21 protein-coding genes are annotated in these 15,393 nt (G+C 59.8%); 9 read left to right on the top strand and 12 right to left on the bottom strand.

The window, feature by feature from the left end:
- Positions 1-189: hypothetical protein (locus tag ACEQXE_RS07880; RefSeq protein WP_370178338.1), on the top strand; the 189-nt coding region annotated here is incomplete at its 5' end.
- Between the two features lie 46 nt (positions 190-235).
- Here ACEQXE_RS07880 and ACEQXE_RS07875 read toward each other — a convergent pair.
- On the bottom strand, positions 236-1,039 hold the full coding sequence (locus ACEQXE_RS07875; RefSeq protein WP_010412736.1) for a sulfite exporter TauE/SafE family protein: 804 nt from the start codon (positions 1,037-1,039) through the stop codon (positions 236-238).
- 31 nt (positions 1,040-1,070) lie between these two features.
- Positions 1,071-1,400 (bottom strand): helix-turn-helix transcriptional regulator, encoded by a 330-nt coding sequence (locus tag ACEQXE_RS07870; RefSeq protein ID WP_010412740.1) that lies wholly within the window; start codon positions 1,398-1,400, stop codon positions 1,071-1,073.
- 99 nt (positions 1,401-1,499) lie between these two features.
- Between ACEQXE_RS07870 and ACEQXE_RS07865 the strand changes: the two genes are divergently transcribed.
- The 3 genes from ACEQXE_RS07865 to ACEQXE_RS07855 are packed head-to-tail and all read left to right on the top strand — an operon-like array spanning position 1,500 to position 3,392.
- Positions 1,500-1,952, top strand: a complete 453-nt coding sequence (locus ACEQXE_RS07865; RefSeq protein WP_010412743.1) for a beta-lactamase hydrolase domain-containing protein — start codon at positions 1,500-1,502, stop codon at positions 1,950-1,952.
- Between the two features lie 44 nt (positions 1,953-1,996).
- Positions 1,997-2,905: an MBL fold metallo-hydrolase gene (locus tag ACEQXE_RS07860; protein ID WP_370178337.1), complete on the top strand. Its 909-nt coding sequence runs from the start codon at positions 1,997-1,999 to the stop codon at positions 2,903-2,905.
- Positions 2,906-2,945: 40 nt separating this feature from the next.
- Positions 2,946-3,392 carry a DoxX family protein gene (locus ACEQXE_RS07855; protein WP_081432281.1) on the top strand — a complete coding sequence of 149 codons (447 nt, stop codon included), beginning with the start codon at positions 2,946-2,948 and terminating at the stop codon, positions 3,390-3,392.
- A gap of 78 nt (positions 3,393-3,470) precedes the next feature.
- Here the strand turns inward: ACEQXE_RS07855 and ACEQXE_RS07850 are convergent, their stop codons facing one another.
- From ACEQXE_RS07850 to ACEQXE_RS07805, 10 genes are all read right to left on the bottom strand, one after another.
- Positions 3,471-4,823: a rhodanese-like domain-containing protein gene (locus tag ACEQXE_RS07850; protein WP_010412751.1), complete on the bottom strand. Its 1,353-nt coding sequence runs from the start codon at positions 4,821-4,823 to the stop codon at positions 3,471-3,473.
- Positions 4,824-4,894: 71 nt separating this feature from the next.
- On the bottom strand, positions 4,895-5,599 hold the full coding sequence (locus tag ACEQXE_RS07845; RefSeq protein WP_010412754.1) for an NAD(P)-dependent oxidoreductase: 705 nt from the start codon (positions 5,597-5,599) through the stop codon (positions 4,895-4,897).
- A gap of 93 nt (positions 5,600-5,692) precedes the next feature.
- Positions 5,693-6,181, bottom strand: coding sequence for a DUF6692 family protein (locus ACEQXE_RS07840; RefSeq protein ID WP_010412757.1), 489 nt, complete (start codon positions 6,179-6,181; stop codon positions 5,693-5,695).
- On the bottom strand, positions 6,178-6,705 hold the full coding sequence (locus tag ACEQXE_RS07835) for a DUF305 domain-containing protein (RefSeq protein ID WP_010412760.1): 528 nt from the start codon (positions 6,703-6,705) through the stop codon (positions 6,178-6,180). Before ACEQXE_RS07835 ends, ACEQXE_RS07840 begins: the two co-directional genes overlap by 4 nt.
- Entirely contained in the window at positions 6,702-7,115 is a 414-nt protein-coding gene (locus ACEQXE_RS07830; RefSeq protein ID WP_370178336.1) for a potassium channel family protein, read from the bottom strand. Before ACEQXE_RS07830 ends, ACEQXE_RS07835 begins: the two co-directional genes overlap by 4 nt.
- Positions 7,112-7,861 carry a glutaredoxin gene (locus ACEQXE_RS07825; protein WP_165327860.1) on the bottom strand — a complete coding sequence of 250 codons (750 nt, stop codon included), beginning with the start codon at positions 7,859-7,861 and terminating at the stop codon, positions 7,112-7,114. The genes ACEQXE_RS07830 and ACEQXE_RS07825 overlap by 4 nt, the downstream gene beginning before the upstream one ends.
- Positions 7,862-7,973: 112 nt before the next feature.
- Positions 7,974-9,257: an APC family permease gene (locus ACEQXE_RS07820; RefSeq protein WP_010412769.1), complete on the bottom strand. Its 1,284-nt coding sequence runs from the start codon at positions 9,255-9,257 to the stop codon at positions 7,974-7,976.
- 255 nt (positions 9,258-9,512) lie between these two features.
- Positions 9,513-10,250, bottom strand: coding sequence for a helix-turn-helix domain-containing protein (locus tag ACEQXE_RS07815; protein ID WP_010412772.1), 738 nt, complete (start codon positions 10,248-10,250; stop codon positions 9,513-9,515).
- A 162-nt stretch (positions 10,251-10,412) separates the two neighbouring features.
- Positions 10,413-10,688 carry a hypothetical protein gene (locus ACEQXE_RS07810; protein WP_010412775.1) on the bottom strand — a complete coding sequence of 92 codons (276 nt, stop codon included), beginning with the start codon at positions 10,686-10,688 and terminating at the stop codon, positions 10,413-10,415.
- 43 nt (positions 10,689-10,731) lie between these two features.
- Positions 10,732-11,199, bottom strand: a complete 468-nt coding sequence (locus tag ACEQXE_RS07805) for a DUF411 domain-containing protein (RefSeq protein ID WP_033193265.1) — start codon at positions 11,197-11,199, stop codon at positions 10,732-10,734.
- Positions 11,200-11,395: 196 nt separating this feature from the next.
- Here ACEQXE_RS07805 and ACEQXE_RS07800 point away from each other — a divergent pair, with 196 nt between their 5' ends.
- The 5 genes from ACEQXE_RS07800 to ACEQXE_RS07780 form a co-directional block, all read left to right on the top strand.
- Positions 11,396-11,686, top strand: a complete 291-nt coding sequence (locus tag ACEQXE_RS07800; protein ID WP_370178335.1) for a hypothetical protein — start codon at positions 11,396-11,398, stop codon at positions 11,684-11,686.
- A 3-nt stretch (positions 11,687-11,689) separates the two neighbouring features.
- Entirely contained in the window at positions 11,690-12,124 is a 435-nt protein-coding gene (locus ACEQXE_RS07795) for a periplasmic heavy metal sensor (protein ID WP_010412783.1), read from the top strand.
- Between the two features lie 15 nt (positions 12,125-12,139).
- Positions 12,140-12,697: an RNA polymerase sigma factor gene (locus ACEQXE_RS07790; protein WP_370178334.1), complete on the top strand. Its 558-nt coding sequence runs from the start codon at positions 12,140-12,142 to the stop codon at positions 12,695-12,697.
- Positions 12,698-12,745: 48 nt separating this feature from the next.
- Positions 12,746-14,593, top strand: coding sequence for a copper resistance system multicopper oxidase (locus ACEQXE_RS07785; protein WP_370178333.1), 1,848 nt, complete (start codon positions 12,746-12,748; stop codon positions 14,591-14,593).
- Positions 14,590-15,393 (top strand): copper resistance protein B (locus ACEQXE_RS07780; RefSeq protein ID WP_370178332.1); only part of this gene is annotated, 804 nt, incomplete at its 3' end. The genes ACEQXE_RS07785 and ACEQXE_RS07780, both read left to right, overlap by 4 nt.

The raw sequence follows: 15,393 nt of genomic DNA, 5'->3' as shown, positions 1-15,393 counted from the left end.
AACATCCGGCAGAACCTGTTTTTCGCCTTCGCTTACAATACGCTCGGCATTCCGGTCGCAGCAGGCGTACTGTTTCCATTCTTCGGAGTGCTACTCAGCCCGATGATCGCGGCAGCGGCGATGAGCTTGTCTTCGGTGTCTGTGATCGGCAACGCCCTGCGTCTGCGCGGCTTGAGCTTCGCCCGGTGAACAGCAGTGTTGATCCTTCGGACAATTCGGTTCGAAAAGGCAGCGATCACGTTATGGCTGTTATCGCCCATTGGCCGCTTATGAAGATGCCAACGAGGATGATGACCGCCGCGAATATAAAGTTCAGCGCTCGTTTGCGCTTAGCCAACAGGTTCGATGCGCGAGTACCCAGCCAGCCGCCTATACCGCCGCCGCCGATGAAAAACGCGGCAATCTCCCAATCGACGAGTCCGTCGAGGGCGTAATTGGCGGCTGTGGTCGTACCGAAAGCGGCTACAGAGACCAGCGAGGAGCCGATCGCGTTGAGAATCGGCATGGCCGTCGCGGCAACCAGACCCGGCACCACCAGAAAGCCCCCGCCGATACCGAAGAAACCGGACAGTCCGCCTACCAGCAATCCTCCGAACGCGAGGCGCGGGGTGAGGCGCAGCGCCGTGGCTCGGGTGAGCTGGACATCCGGGTCGGATCCGCCCGATTTCTCGCGCAGCATCGAGAGGCCGACGACAATCATCACCAGACCGAACAGGCCCAAAAGCAGATCGCCCGATGTAATTTTTCCCAGGCTTGATCCGGCGGCAGCTCCGACAACGCCGAATGCTGCGAATAGGCCTGCGCAGCGCCACTTCACATTGCCGCCTCGCGCATGGAACAATAAGTTTGCCAAGGCGCTGGCCGCCACCGCAGCAGCGGACGTGGCGATAGCGACATGGGTGTCGTGAACACCGACGACATACACAAGCAACGGCACTGCGAGGATCGATCCCCCACCGCCGAGTAGTCCAAGCGAAAAGCCCACGAGGAGGCCCGAGGTAAGCGATAGGAGCGCCACGATGACGCCGATATCCATCATCCGGGATTGTCCAACATAACTGAAAGCCTGTTCAATGGCCGTCTGCTGGACCGGTCGTATCGTCGGCGGAGCTGCAATAGATGGCGTAGAGCGTTTCCAGCACCCGGCGCGGCGCATCGCCGCAAAGCGAATAATGGATCGTGCGGCCATCGCGCCGCGCTGCGACCAGGCCATCCTTCCGCATAAGCGCCAGATGCTGCGAAACCACGGTTTCCCGAAGTTCCAGCAGTTCGGCCAGCTCGCCCACGCTGCGCTCGCCTTCAACCAATTGGCAGGCGATCATCAGGCGGTTGTGGCTGCCCAGCGCCTTGAGCAATGCCACCGCCTTTTCGGCTTGATCGCGAATATCTTCGGCTTTCATACTTGCATATATGCGAAGGTATGAATATAAAGTCAATCGTAATCTGCTGCCGCGCAATCGCGGACCCGGACCTTTGAACCTGAACCAGGATGATGCCTTATGACCCAAATCAAGATCCTCAATGGCAGATTCGCCGTCTCGACCGCTCCGCCTTCCGAGGGCGACCTGCGCGCATTGGCGGAGGATGGTTACAAGGCGGTCGTCAACCTGCGCTGCCAGGATGAGGCGGATCAGCCTCTCGCCCCGGACCGCGAAGGTGAAGTGGTGGCATCGCTCGGCCTTGAATATTGTCACTTGCCGGTGGCGGGCGGCACCATATCGGACGAGCTCGTCGATGAGTTCAGGGCCAGTGTCGAAGCGCTTCCGAAGCCGGTGCTGGTCCATTGCGCCTCGGGCAAGCGCGCAGGAGCCTTCACAATAATGCATCTGGCGTCGCAGCAGGGAATGAGCGGCGATGCGACCCTACAGAAGGCGGCGGATATGGGCTTCGTGTGCGACGAACCGGCGCTGGAAAACTTCGTCCGTAATTACGTCGACCGGGCGCAGGACTGACCTACGCAGAACCGCTCTCAACCAGCATACGAAAAGACTATTCGATGAAACCCGACACAGAGGCATTTTTCGACACGAACACGAACACCGTGACCTATGTCGTGTCCGATCCTGCAACCAAGGCGTGCGCGGTGATCGATCCGGTGCTCGATTTCGATGCCGCAGCGGCGCGAACGGCGACTAAGTCCGCCGATAAAGTGATCGAATTCGTCCGGCAAATGGATTTCAAGTGCGAGTGGATCCTGGAAACCCATGTCCATGCCGATCACCTTTCCGCCGCACCCTACATCCGCCGCGCACTAGGCGGCAAACTTGCTATTGGTAGCGAGATCACCGTCACGCAGAACACCTTCGGGCCGATATTCAATGCCGGAGTGGACCTGCCACGCGATGGACGCCAGTTCGACCATTTGTTTGCCGATAATGACAGCTTTGACCTAGGCGCCATATCGGCCCAGGCACTCCATACGCCGGGACATACGCCCGCGTGCATGACCTATGTTATCGGAGACGCCGCCTTTGTCGGCGATACGCTGTTCATGCCCGATTACGGCACGGCGCGGGCCGATTTTCCCGGCGGCGATGCACGCACGCTCTATCGCTCTATTCGCCGGATTTTCGAGCTACCGGAGGAGACGCGGCTGTTTATGTGCCACGACTACCTGCCGGAGGGCCGCTCGCAGCACCAATGGGAAACGACGGTGAAAGAACAAAAGCACAGCAACATTCATATCCATGCCGGGGTCGACGAGAATGCATTTGTAGCCATGCGTGAGGAGCGCGACAACCAGCTGGGTATGCCGCGCCTCATCCTGCCATCAATCCAGGTCAACATTCGCGGAGGGAATATGCCTCGCGCAGAAGGAAACGGTACGATCTATCTGAAACTGCCGGTCAACGTTTTGGGTGAACCACAGACGCCTCCCGAAGAAACTGGTCCGCGCACCCAATAAGTCTGCCATCGACGTATCAACCTGAGGGGGAAAGAACTCTATGATCCGGAATATGGAAAACAGCCTAGCGACATGGGCCGCAAAAGTGCGATTGATCGATCCGGTCTTCCGCCTCTGTTTGAGCCTCATATTCATCATAGGCGGATTGGGGCATTTTCTTGCGCATGAATATATGCTGGGCCGGATGGCATTGTCGCCATGGAAAGATCACGTTGCTCTAATTGGAGATGCGTCCATTCTTTTGTGGCTGTCTGGCTTGGTTTTCATCGGTGCAGGAACATCACTGGCCTTGGGGTGGATGACCCGGCTCTCATGCACCGCGTTATTTCTTACCCTCGTTCCGATAACTCTTGCGATCCATATCGCCCCAGGTCACACAGGTCCTTTGCTCAAAAATATCGCTATCCTGGGGGCGCTGGCATTCGTCTTCGTTCGAGGACCAGGAAGTCACTCGATGGATAAAGCGCCCGGTCGCGCTGCTCGTTGAGCGAAGAGCAAGCTCACCTACCACATACGAGCAAAATCTCGCAAAAGATTTTGGCTTGCTTTTCAAGATTTTGGCGCTTCAGCCGGAGGCGTTTGTCCACGCCCCCATAGAGCCCAGATAGATATCGAGGTGCTCGAAACCCTTGCTGGCCAGCCAACCCGCCGCAACGCTCGCCCGCATGCCGCTCGCGCACATCAGCGTGTAGTGGCGGTCGCGGTCGAGCTCTTCCCACCGCGTGTTGAGCTCACCGACATAGATATGTCCTGAGCCGTCGATGCTTGCTTCTTGCCGTTCGTCCGCGTCGCGCACGTCGAGCAAGGTCCACTCGCCGCTGTCTTGATCGAGCCTGCGCGCGACTTCCTCGGTGCCAATCATGGGAATGCTGCGCATCGCTTTGCCCTGTGCGGCGGCTGGAACCACGCCGACATAGCCGCCCACAACATTATCGAGACCGATGCGCACCAGATGGGCCATGGCCTGGGCTAGCTGGCCTTCCTCGGAAGCAATGAGGGCGATCCTGTCGCCTTCACCGAGGAACCATCCGGCAAAGGCCGGTATCATTCCAACCGGAAGGCACATGGCACCCGGCAGATGGCCGGCAGCGTAGGCGAGCGGCTCGCGCACATCGACCAGGTGATCGGCGCCGCTCTCGCTAAGGTCTTCCAGCCCCAGACGCCTTGGCCGCATGACGCGCGGCGCGGCATCGGACCCTGCAAGGTTGAGCCGCTCCATCAGCCGGAAATAGGGCGGCTGGTAGTGGTGCTCTGCTACCTTCGCCTCGATGAACTCGTCGCGGTCGGAGATGCGCAGGCGCGGGTTGTTGCGCCGCTCGTGGCCGATTGTCGAGAATTCCCGGTCCGCCATTCCCGACCCGCAGACCGAGCCCGCACCATGCGCCGGGTAGATAATCGCCTGATCGCCGAGGCCGCAAAGTTTCTGCAGGGAGTCGAATAGAAGGCCCGCGACTTCTTCCTTGCGCTCGGGATAGAAATCGGTGCGCCCGACATCGCCGACGAACAGGGCATCGCCGGTAAAGACGCCGACCGGCCCCTCGGAATATTCGCTGTCATGGATGACGAAAGCGAGATGATCGTCGGTGTGTCCAGGTGTTTCAAGCACTTCGATCTTCAATTGACCCAGCTCGAAACAATCGCCTTCGCGCGCGGTCCTGGCAAAGATGACTTCGCCTGCCGCGTTGGGCCCGTGATAGACCGTGGCTCCTGTCAAATTGGCCAAGATCGGCGAGCCGCTGAGCAGATCCTCATTGCGATGGGTTTCGAAGATATGCGTTATCTCCAGCCCTTCGGCCCGGGCCTTTTCGACATAGACCTCGCAGTCCCGGCGCGGATCGATGACCGCTGCCTTTCCGCCCGAGCCGATGATGTAGGAAAGGTGTGAGAGACCGGGGGTTTTGATTTTCTCCAGAAACATGCGACTTCCTTGTCTGTTGCTCAAAGTCTGTAACGTTCGGGCTCGTTACAGATTGAAAAATGTTACGACGTTTAATCGATCCCGAGTTCGGCCTTGATGGCGGCAGGACTTTCGAAACGTTCGGCTTCGGGCCTGCCGATGGCAGGCTTTGCGTTGATCCAGGTATCTTCGCACACGAATTCAAGCAGGCTCGCCGCTAGATCAGCATGACGGCAGCGGAAACAGCCTTCTGCCAAGCGTTCGTCCGTAATGACGGCATCGCCGGTGTAAGGCTCATCCAGCAGCCAGCCCGGCCGTGCGGCCGTCCATTTGATACCTTGGGCGTCGCTGAGCATCGCTTCCATGGCGCGCATCTGCTCGAGTATATTGAACAATGCAGGCTTGGCGGTGAGCTCAAACCAGGCCGGGACGCTCGACTGATGTTCGACAAAGGCAGCGGAGATCACGGCAATGCGGTCGATCTTCGTCTGTGCCATCGCCCCGAGCAGGTTGCGCGTGCCATCGGTATAAAGCGGCGGTGGATCGATCGCATTGCCCGGACCAAAAGCGACACCGAGGGTCGAGATAACCGCGCGGCAGCCATCGAGATCGCCAGCGAAATCGTCCGACAGCACATCGCATTCGATATATTCGAAGTCGCCCACCCGCTCGTCTGGTCCGGGCACCGTGTGTTCGAAGGCGCGGATCGGTATGTCCCGGGCAAGGGCATGCCTCAGTAGCTCGGTGCCGGTCTTCCCGCCTGCGCCGAAGACAGCGATGGGCCTCGTATCGGTCATCTGCTTGTTCCTGTTAAAACTGGTGAGGGCGACGAAGGGCGGAGGCGCGGGCGCATGGGGTAACCGACGGCCCGCCCATGCGCCCTGCCAGTATCAGGCTCCCTCGGCTGGACAGGTGGTATAGCCCCAAAAGCCAAACTCATCCTTGGCTCTTGGCGCTGCCACGATCATCTCCTGCATCTGCAGGCTCGCATCGCCTTCATCATCCAGCATGCGGGTTCTGATCCGAAGCTCACCGTTCGAATAGCTGCCGGGGCCATCGGCAGTGACGGGGATCAATTTGCCATTGATCTTGATTGCTCCGCCCCCGTCGCCGTCATAGACAAATGAGGGAAAGGCCACTTCGGTCAGGCGGAACTGGCAGGCCTGTCCTGCGCCCAGAGCAGCAAGATCCGCGTCATTCATGGTCCCGGGAAGCATCAGGCCTGAGTCAACATTTGCCAGTGCACTGGCCGCATCCTCGATCGGCGCGGCAGTGGCAGGCGGGTCGAGCTGGGCTTCGCGGTCGTTGCCCGGAGCGGTGTTCGAATTGCAGGCGGCAAGCGGTAGCGCGATGAGCGCCGTGAAAGCTATCTTGTTCATGGCTGCATCTCCTCGGGCAGGCGTTCTTCGGTCCGAGGACCGTTCTGCTCGATATCGTCGATGAGATATTTCATCTCGGCGATTTCGCGGCGCTGGGCGACGATGATGGCCTGAGCGAGTTCGCGCACGCGAGGATCCTTCAGGCTCGCGCGTTCGCTGGTCATGATCGCGATCGAGTGGTGCGGGATCATCGCTGCCATATATTCGGTATCGTCGACGGTGGTCTGGCTGCGCACCAGCCACAGCGCGAGGGCGAACACGAAGGCGCCGACGCCCAGAATAATGAAGTTCTTGGTCCGGTCCTTGTACATGCCCCACATGAAGAGCAGCATGACAACCATCATCATCGCGCCCATGACAAACATCATCCAGAAGCGCGTTTCGCTCCAGAAAAGATCATCGACGGTAAAGGTGTTGGCATACATCAGGAAGAACATGATCACGGTCGAGGTCGACACCATGGCCATGAATCGCCAGTAGCTGCCGCCCCCTCCCTTGTCCGAGTGGGTCGTCTTTTCAGTCATGCTTCTTCTCCTTTGTGCATCATGGTCCAGAATAGCTGCGCCGAGCAGCTGATGAGAGCGAAGCCGGTGAGGGCCTCGACGCCGGCCAGGACTCTCAGGTGCTCGGTCGGATAAATGTCGCCCAGGCCCAGTGTGGTCACATTGATGAGCGAGAAATAGAAGTAGTCCATCCAGTCCATGGAAGGCGCCTTGTCGAAACCTCCCAGGCCCCATTGCGCGCCCAGCCAGAAACCTGCGGCAAAAAGGATCGCCACGAGGAAATGCGACGCGAGCACGATCAGCGAAACGGCAAGCTTTGCCTGCGTATCGCGGCGCCGGTCGAGAAGCCGGTGACCGACACCCAGAATGGCAAGGTGCGAAGCGACAGCCGAGAGGAACAGAAAGACGGAGAGAAGGAGCGCGGTGATCATGCGAGAAGCTTCGCGCCCATCCACAGACCCATTCCGATCATGAACAGATTTTCGGTCAGCGAGACAAAGCCGAGCGGCACATTGCTGCTGCCGCCCACGCAGGCGCATTTAAGCTCGCGCTTGTCGATGTAGACAGCCTTGAAGACGCTGACAGCGCCGACTGTGCCGATGAACAATGCCAGCGGGGCCGAGAGCCAGGTCAGCGCGCCCGCGGTCATGAGAATGCCGGCAGCGGCTTCGCCGAACGGGTAGACGAAGCCATAGGGCACCCAGCGCCGTGCGAGCAGGTCGTAGTTGAGGAACATCGTCGAGAAACTGCGCACGTCCTGAAGCTTCTGAACGGCGAGCAGGGTCATCGACAGGCTCACGAACCATTCTGCGGCCCGGACAGTGAAGAGGTCGTCAAAAAACGCCCAGCTCAGCCCTAGCGCGAGCAGCAGCGCGACCGCGAAAATCGCAATGACCGGCTGATAGCTGGTTTCGCCTTCCTCAGGCTGCGAGCGGCTCTTGCCGAAGAATTCGCGGACATCGTCATAGCCGCCAATGCGCTTGCCTTCGATAAAGGTCTGCGGGGTGGTCTCGACGTCGTACTTGTCCTTGAACGCATCGGTTTCCTCCCTGCTGGTCAGGTGATGATCGTCGACCTCGAAGCCTTGCCGCTTGACAAGATCGACCGTCTTGATGCCATAGGGACAGACATGGTCCTCCATCACCATGCGGTAGACCGCCGCTGTTCGGGTCGTCATGAATCGCTCCATCTGTTTTTCTTGACGTTTCGCTTCGTCAACTCAGGTTTTCGGGAAACAGTTTCGAAAAAGCCCGGCGTAAAAGCGGCAAAGCTGGTTGAAGAAGGTGCCATCAACTCTTCTCTCCTGACCGATCATCTTTGTGAGAAGCGGGCGCTTCGGAATTGCGCGAGAGGTAGATCCATTCCCCCACGAACACCGCGACGATGCCGATCGCCGCATAGGCGACAACGGCAGGATCGCTGCGCAATTTGGCCGCGGTAAAGGCTGCGAGGACCACGCCATCTGCCGCGAGTGCTGTAAGAAGTATTGATGCTCGCGCGCCGACTTCCTTGCGCAGGTGACGCAGGACGCCCCAGTGCACCAGCATATCCATGACGAGGTAGAAGAAGGCGCCCAGCGAGGCGATCCGCGACAGATCGAACAGGACGGCAAGCGTCCCGGCAATGACCACCGTATAGACCAGCATGTGGCTGCGTATCCCGCCGCTCATGCCGAAATGGCTGTGCGGGATCATCTTCATGTCGGTCAGCATCGCAAGCATGCGCGACACGGCAAATACGCTCGCGATCACGCCCGAAGTCGTTGCGGCGATCGCGATCGCGACGGTGAAATAGAAGCCCAGTTCTCCCAGCGCCGGACGCGCCGCTGCTGCGAGCGAATAATCGCGCGCCTCGACGATCTCGGATATGCTCAGGCTCGAACCCACCGCCACTGCGACAAGCAGATAGATCACGATACAGACCGCGATCGAGATCATGATCGTCCGGCCGACATTCTTGTGCGGGTCGACGATTTCGCCGCCGCTATTGGTAATCGTGGTGAAGCCCTTGAAGGCGAGGATCGAGAAAGCAACCGAGGCGAGCAGGGCTTCTGCATTGGTCAGCGAGACGGGCTGCGAAAATGCGCCTGATGAAAAACCGCTGGCCAAGATCGCGGCGACTGCGAACAGCGCGATGCCGCCGATCTTGATGGCGGACATGATAAGCGAGAAGCCGCTTACCGACCTGTTGCCCGCTGCATTGACGAGATAGGCGAAAATGATGACGGCAAGCGCTGCGAGAGAAACGAGCCACCCGCTGCTTTCGAGGCCGAACGGGCGCAGCGCGTAAGTGGCAAAGGTGCGGGCCACGAGGCTCTCGTTAATCACCATCGACAGCGCCATTAGGAGCGAGGCAGAGGCGGCGATCACGCCGGGTCCGTATGCTTTCTGCAAGATCATCGCGATGCCGCCCGAAGACGGCCATTTGTTCGACATCTTGATATAGCTGTACGCCGCCAGCGAGGTTACCAGCGCGCCAGCGATGAAGGATAAGGGGAAGAGCGGACCGGCAAGCTCGGCGATCTGCCCGGTCAGCGCGAATATGCCGGCACCGATCATGACGCCGGTTCCCATCGCCACGCCGCCCAGCAGGGTTATCGAGCCAGCTGTTTCGCTTTGATTCTCGTGCTCATGGTCTTGCAAGACTTTCCCCTGTCGATGGTCTCCCGTTCAAGAAAGATCATGCCGGACAGTACGTTCGGTCGGGGCTCATCCCTCAATATTTTTGAGTATGTGGCGGGGCGAAGCCCCAACCGCATCATAAATTTGCAGGAACTGAGCCGATCGACAAAGCGCTCCGAACACGCGTGCTGTCCCACAGACCAGCGGTTAGATGCTCACTTTCCCGCGATGCTGGAGATAAGCCTGAGCTTCGCGCACATCGAGCTCACGCGTGCTATTGCCTGCTCGCAGCATGAACCGGGCCACGCTCCCTTCGGAAAAATAGATCGGCTCCAAGCTCTTCTCCACAATAACTCGGCAAACGATCTTTTCCTCGAGTTTGTGGAACCTACAATGGATCAGAGCACACGCGTGTCCTCCAAGACCCTCTTTTGCTGTGTCCATCAATAAACGTTCGAAGCCATCCTGGTTGGCGGGCTTAAGCGTTTGCATGTCCGCCTCGATGCCCGCGATGCTGCCATCATCTTCGACACCGATAAGGAGAGTGCCGCCCTCTTGGTTGAGGAACCCCGCCAGGGTTTTGACGATGACTTGCTGCAAGCTGCGGTTGACTTTCTCCTGACGCCTGTCCCAACGGAAGGAAGATTTGAATTCCAGCTGCTCGCTTTCGCCGCGAGCTATTAGTAATGGAAGTTCTTCATTGAGTTCGCGTTCCAGAAAGCGAACTCTGGACCGCTCGTGCACGAGCCGAACATGATACACTCCAAAACCCAGTCCGATCGCGCCGCCGATCGCGGCATATATCAAGCTCATTGCAAACATTTCGAACGCAAACGCGGAGAGAGTCCGGTCGATTATGAAGCTGAGTGCGCTGTCTTGGTCGGCAAAGGCCAAGGCACCAAACTCGTACCAAAAGACGAGCGTCGTGAGCGGGTGAAGAATCACTACACCCAGAACAGCGCCGATGGCGACGTGAACTAACAGGGATCGCCTCTCTCCTTGGGACGGAGTTCTGGGAATGGCTCTAGCTCCAGTAATAATATGCGATCGAAATGAGCCAGACGAGGCCTTGCCCCTCTTGGACCAAGTTACCGCGACAAGCTCTGTCTATCGACTGAAACGCTTCTGAAAATATCGGAAAAGCGGCACCGCGATTAAAGCAATATACCAACCATACAAAAAACTTCCAAGAGCGCCTGCCAGAAAGCCCGAGAGGGTCAGCCACTCGAAACCGGGAAGCAGCGGCGCCCACGCTTCGTGCATGTGCGCCTGTTCGGGCGCGAGCAGGCCGAAACCGATGCAGATCAGGTAGCTGAAAAGCAGGAAGAGGCTGAGTGTCCAGCCCCATATGAAAATTGAGGTTTTGACCGAATAGTCCGACATGATGGTCCTCCGTCAGAGTTGGCGCAAAAAGGGCTGCCCATATTCACGGGTAGGATGCGAACACGCTCCGCCCGCCTGGGCCGAAGGCGATGACATCATAGGGCTGCACCTGGTCCCCGAGTTCCATCCCGGGCGAGCCAAGCGGCATTCCGGGCACGGCCAGGCCTGCCACTCCTTCGGGGCGTTCGCGTAATAGCTTCGCGACGGCATCGGCCGGCACGTGGCCTTCGATGATATAGCCATCGACTTCCATCGTGTGGCACGACCACAGATCCTGCGGTACACCCCTGGCTGTCTTTAGTGCAGCCATGTCGTCGGAGTCGACCGAGGCGACCTCCGCTTCGAGCCCGTGTTCTACGTGACCGGCCCAGTTAAGACAGCACCCGCACCCTGCGTCGCGGTACATCGTGTATGTCGCGGCCTGGGCCGCATTCGAGCAGGCTGCAAGGGCGAGGAGGAGCGAAGCCGCCAGCGAACGACTGAACGGTTTTGATGGATTGATGAAACTCATTTACATTTGCCTTTCCTGAGGCCGCGCCGAGCAGAATGACTTTGCCAGAATGTGTCCGCGCAAATTCTGCGCCGACAAACGACGCGTGCTTTTGACTCAATGCCTTTACGCATCAATTGCTTCTTGCCCTCAAATTATCTTGAGGGTTTGCGCGAAGTGTCGCGTATAGGAACCGTGCAACCGACAGGAGCAAGGGATGCGTGATAATCAGACACTCGATGCGATGCTCGGCGCGTCGCAGGAGGCTGGCGACGTGCCGCCCGACTTCATGAACGGCGTCTGGCAGCGCGCAGGACAGCTTGGCGAAATTGCCGATCAGCGACGCAGAATGGCCTTGTTCGCCGGTCTGTTTGTCGTCGGCCTGGCGGCAGGCGCAGGGACCAGCGGATGGCCGTCCGAATATGGCGCTCCTACAGAAATTGTTGGCGAGAGCCTCGTTGGCGGAGAATCCCTGTCGCCCGCTGCTTTGCTTCATGTGGGGTCATAGGCGTTGAAGAAGTTTCACCTTGTCCTCGCGGTCCTGCTGGCGGCGCTCGCCGGATGCCTCGGAGCGCTTGCCGCCGATCGCTGGTCCAACAACGATGCCGAGGGTAGCCTGCACCAGTTCGTGCACGATGAACTCTCGCTCACGGCTGATCAGGAGCAGCGGCTCGACGCGCTCGAAGCGCGTTTCGCGGTAGAACAGGCAAGGCTCGAAGCCTCTGCGCGCGCAGCCAACGCCCAGCTCGCCCAGGCAATGGAAACCGAGCACGAATACGGGCCCGAAGTCAGTGCCGCGATCGACGAGGTGCATGCGCGCATGGGCGATTTGCAAAAAGCGACCGTGCGCCACGTCTTCGACATGCGGGAAATTCTCGATCCCGATCAGCAGCTTCAGTTCGACCGGAAAGTGTCCGCGGCCCTCACGCGCGATCCGCGTGACTGATCAGCCTTGGCAGTGGTGGATGACACTTCGAACGAAGCTCTGATCGGGCGGGCGATAGCCGGTGACAAGCGGGCGTTCACAGCTCTGGTCGAGCATGAGATCGCTAGGTTGATTGCGCTCGCCACGCGTATGCTGGGTTCACCCTCGCGGGCCCAAGATGTCGTCCAGGACAGTCTCGCTTCGGTCTGGCTGACACGGCATCGCCTCGATCCGAGCAAGCCCATCGGTCCTTATTTGACGACAATCGTTCTCAACCGGTGCCGCGACAGGCTCCGCCGGAGGAAAGTTGCGGGCTTCCTTAGTTTGCCGGACGGGCGGGAAGCCGACGCCGTTGCCGACGATGCCCCCAATCCCGAAAATGTTGCCGGAGCCCGCGAACAGCTGCGGCTGGTCCAGGCCGAAATCGGGCGCTTGCCGGTGCGGCTGCAAGAGGCGCTCGTGCTGGTCACTGTCGAGGGATACAGCCAGGCCGAGGCTGCCGAGCTGCTCGGCACCACGGAGAAAGCTGTCGAGACGCGCATCTATCGTGCGCGCAACCGGCTGAAGGAGCGGTTCGAAAACTTTGAGGGGTAGCGCAGGTGGCCGCGTAAGTGACGGTATATGCCTTCTCAGGAGCCCCCTATGCCTGCCGTCAATCGCCGAAAATTTCTTGGAACAAGTGCCAGCGGGCTGGGCCTGCTTGGCCTGGGCGGTGCCGTTCCCGCTTGGGCGCGAGGCGGAGATCTGCTCTCCGGGGCCGCCCGGCGAGGTATCGATGAGGCGACCGGACCGAATATCGATCTGACGGTTGCGCGCTCGGCTTTCTCCACCGGCAACAGGCGTGGCGGCGCGATTGCCGTCAATGGCAGCATCCCTGGGCCACTCCTTCGCCTGCGCGAAGGGACCACCGTCCGCCTCAACGTCCATAACCAGCTTGAGGAAGACACCTCGATCCACTGGCATGGCCTGCTCGTGCCGTTCCAGCTCGATGGCGTGCCGGGCGTAAGTTTTCCCGGCGTGAAGCCGGGCGAGACCTTCACAGCGGAATTTCCCGTGCGGCAGGCAGGCACCTATTGGTGGCATTCGCATAGCGGGCTGCAGGAACAGGCCGGTCATTATGGTCCGATCGTGGTCGATCCCGCAGGTCCCGATCCGGTGCAGGCCGACCGCGAATATATCGTGGTGCTGAGCGAGTTCAGCGAAATGTCGCCCCACACGATATTCGACAAGCTCAAGAAGGGCGAAGGCTACTTCAACTACAACCAGAATACCTGGACCGACGACTATCCGCTCTCGGGCGAGGATCGCCGGATGTGGGCCAGAATGCGCATGATGCCAACCGACATCCTCGATGTGTCGAGCGCAACTTATACATATCTGCTGAACGGTCATGGACCGCTCGACAATCTGGAATATCTTTTCCGTCCGGGCGAGCGTGTGCGGCTTCGGTTCATCAATGCCGGCGCCATGACATTTTTCAATATTCGCATTCCCGGCCTGCCGATGACCGTGGTTCAAGCCGACGGGCAGGACGTCGAGCCGGTCGAAGTGGACGAGTTCCAGATCGGCGTCGCGGAAACCTACGACGTCGTGGTGACGCCGGGTGAGCAGCAGGCTTACACGCTGATGGCGGAGTCGATGGATCGGTCAGGTATGGGCATCGCAACGCTGGCGAGCACGCCCGGCGCGCGTGCGGCCATCCCGCCGCTGCGCGATCCCCCGCTGCTCACTATGGCCGATATGGGCATGAGCGGTATGGACCATGGCTCCGGCGGCGATGCTGGTATGGCCGGCATGGACCATGGCGCTGGCGGGATGGCCGGAATGGATCACGGATCGAGCGGAGCGGCTGGCGCGGACGGGATGTCCGGTATGGATGGCGGTTCGGCGGAGATGACCGGAATGGCTGGCATGGCGGGAGGCATGCAGATGCGCGATACCTCGCTATTGCCTCCCGATGTGAAGGTCGGACCGGGCATCGACATGGTGTCGATGAACCCGGTCGACCGGATGGGCGATCCCGGGATTGGCCTTGCCGATGTCCCGCACCGTACCCTCGACTATCGCAAGCTGCGCGCGCTGACACCAAACAAGGACTCGCGAAGCCCTTCGCGCCGGATGGAAATCCATCTTACCGGGAACATGGAACGCTACATGTGGTCGTTCGACGGCAAGAAATTCTCCGCCGTCTCCGAGGAGCCGATCCGCTTTGCCTATAATGAACGCGTGCGGGTAAAGCTGATCAATGACACGATGATGGCACACCCGATCCATCTGCACGGACACTTCTTCGAGCTGGTCAACGGTGCACCTCCAAACCGTCAACCACTGAAGCACACGGTTATCCTGCAACCGGGTGGCAGCGCGCAGTTCGACCTGACGGCGGACGAGCCGGGCGACTGGGCCTTCCACTGCCACCTTCTCTATCACATGCATGCCGGGATGTTTCAGATCGTCACGGTTGCCAATCCTGCCGGAGAGGGCGCATGAAGATATCTATCATCAGCCTGCTTGCCTCGGCCGCCGCGGGTTCGGTTCTCGCCTCCCCCGCCGCGGCGCAGCATGCGGGTCACTCGCCAGTGGAACCGCAGCAGAGCGCCGAGGCGCAGGCTGACGCCAAAACAAAGTGCGAGGCGGCAGCCGAGCGCCATCGCGCGATGGGGCATCCGGTAGCAGAGGGGGCTTGCGGCCCCGCTGCCCAGCCTGAAGTTGCGATGGACCATTCGACGATGGATCATGGTTCGATGCCGCAGGGCAGGCCTGACGAAGGCGCGATGGATCATTCGCAAATGAACCGCGGCGACATGGGGCAGGCGGAAGCCAGCAGCTCGTCGATGGACCATGGGCAGATGGATCACAGCCAGATGAACCATGGGCAGATGGGATCGCAGGACATGCAGGGCATGGACCAGTCGGCGATGCAGATGGGCTCGAACGACGATATCCCGCTGCTGCCGCCTCCTCCCGAAGCTGGGAGCGGTCCCGCGCGCGCGGCGGTTGCGATCTGGGGCGAGGAAGCCATGAACGAAGCGCGGCGCGAACTTGTCCGTGAGACCGACGGCGGGATGCGCTTCTGGTTTCAGGGCGACCGCCTTGAGTATCGCGCACGCGAAGGAGCTGATGGATATCTTTGGGATATCCAGGGATATTATGGCGGTGATATCGACAAGTTCTGGTTCAAATCCGAGGGTGAAGGCAGCTTCGGTGAGCCCGTCGAGGGCGCCGAGGTCCAGGCGCTCTGGAGCCGCGCCATCGCACCCTTCTTCGATTTCCAAGCCGGTGTCCGTCAG

This window comes from Alteriqipengyuania sp., assembly GCF_964222115.1.
Taxonomy (GTDB): Bacteria; Pseudomonadota; Alphaproteobacteria; order Sphingomonadales; family Sphingomonadaceae; genus Alteriqipengyuania.
This window is presented reverse-complemented; position numbering and strand designations above follow the sequence as displayed.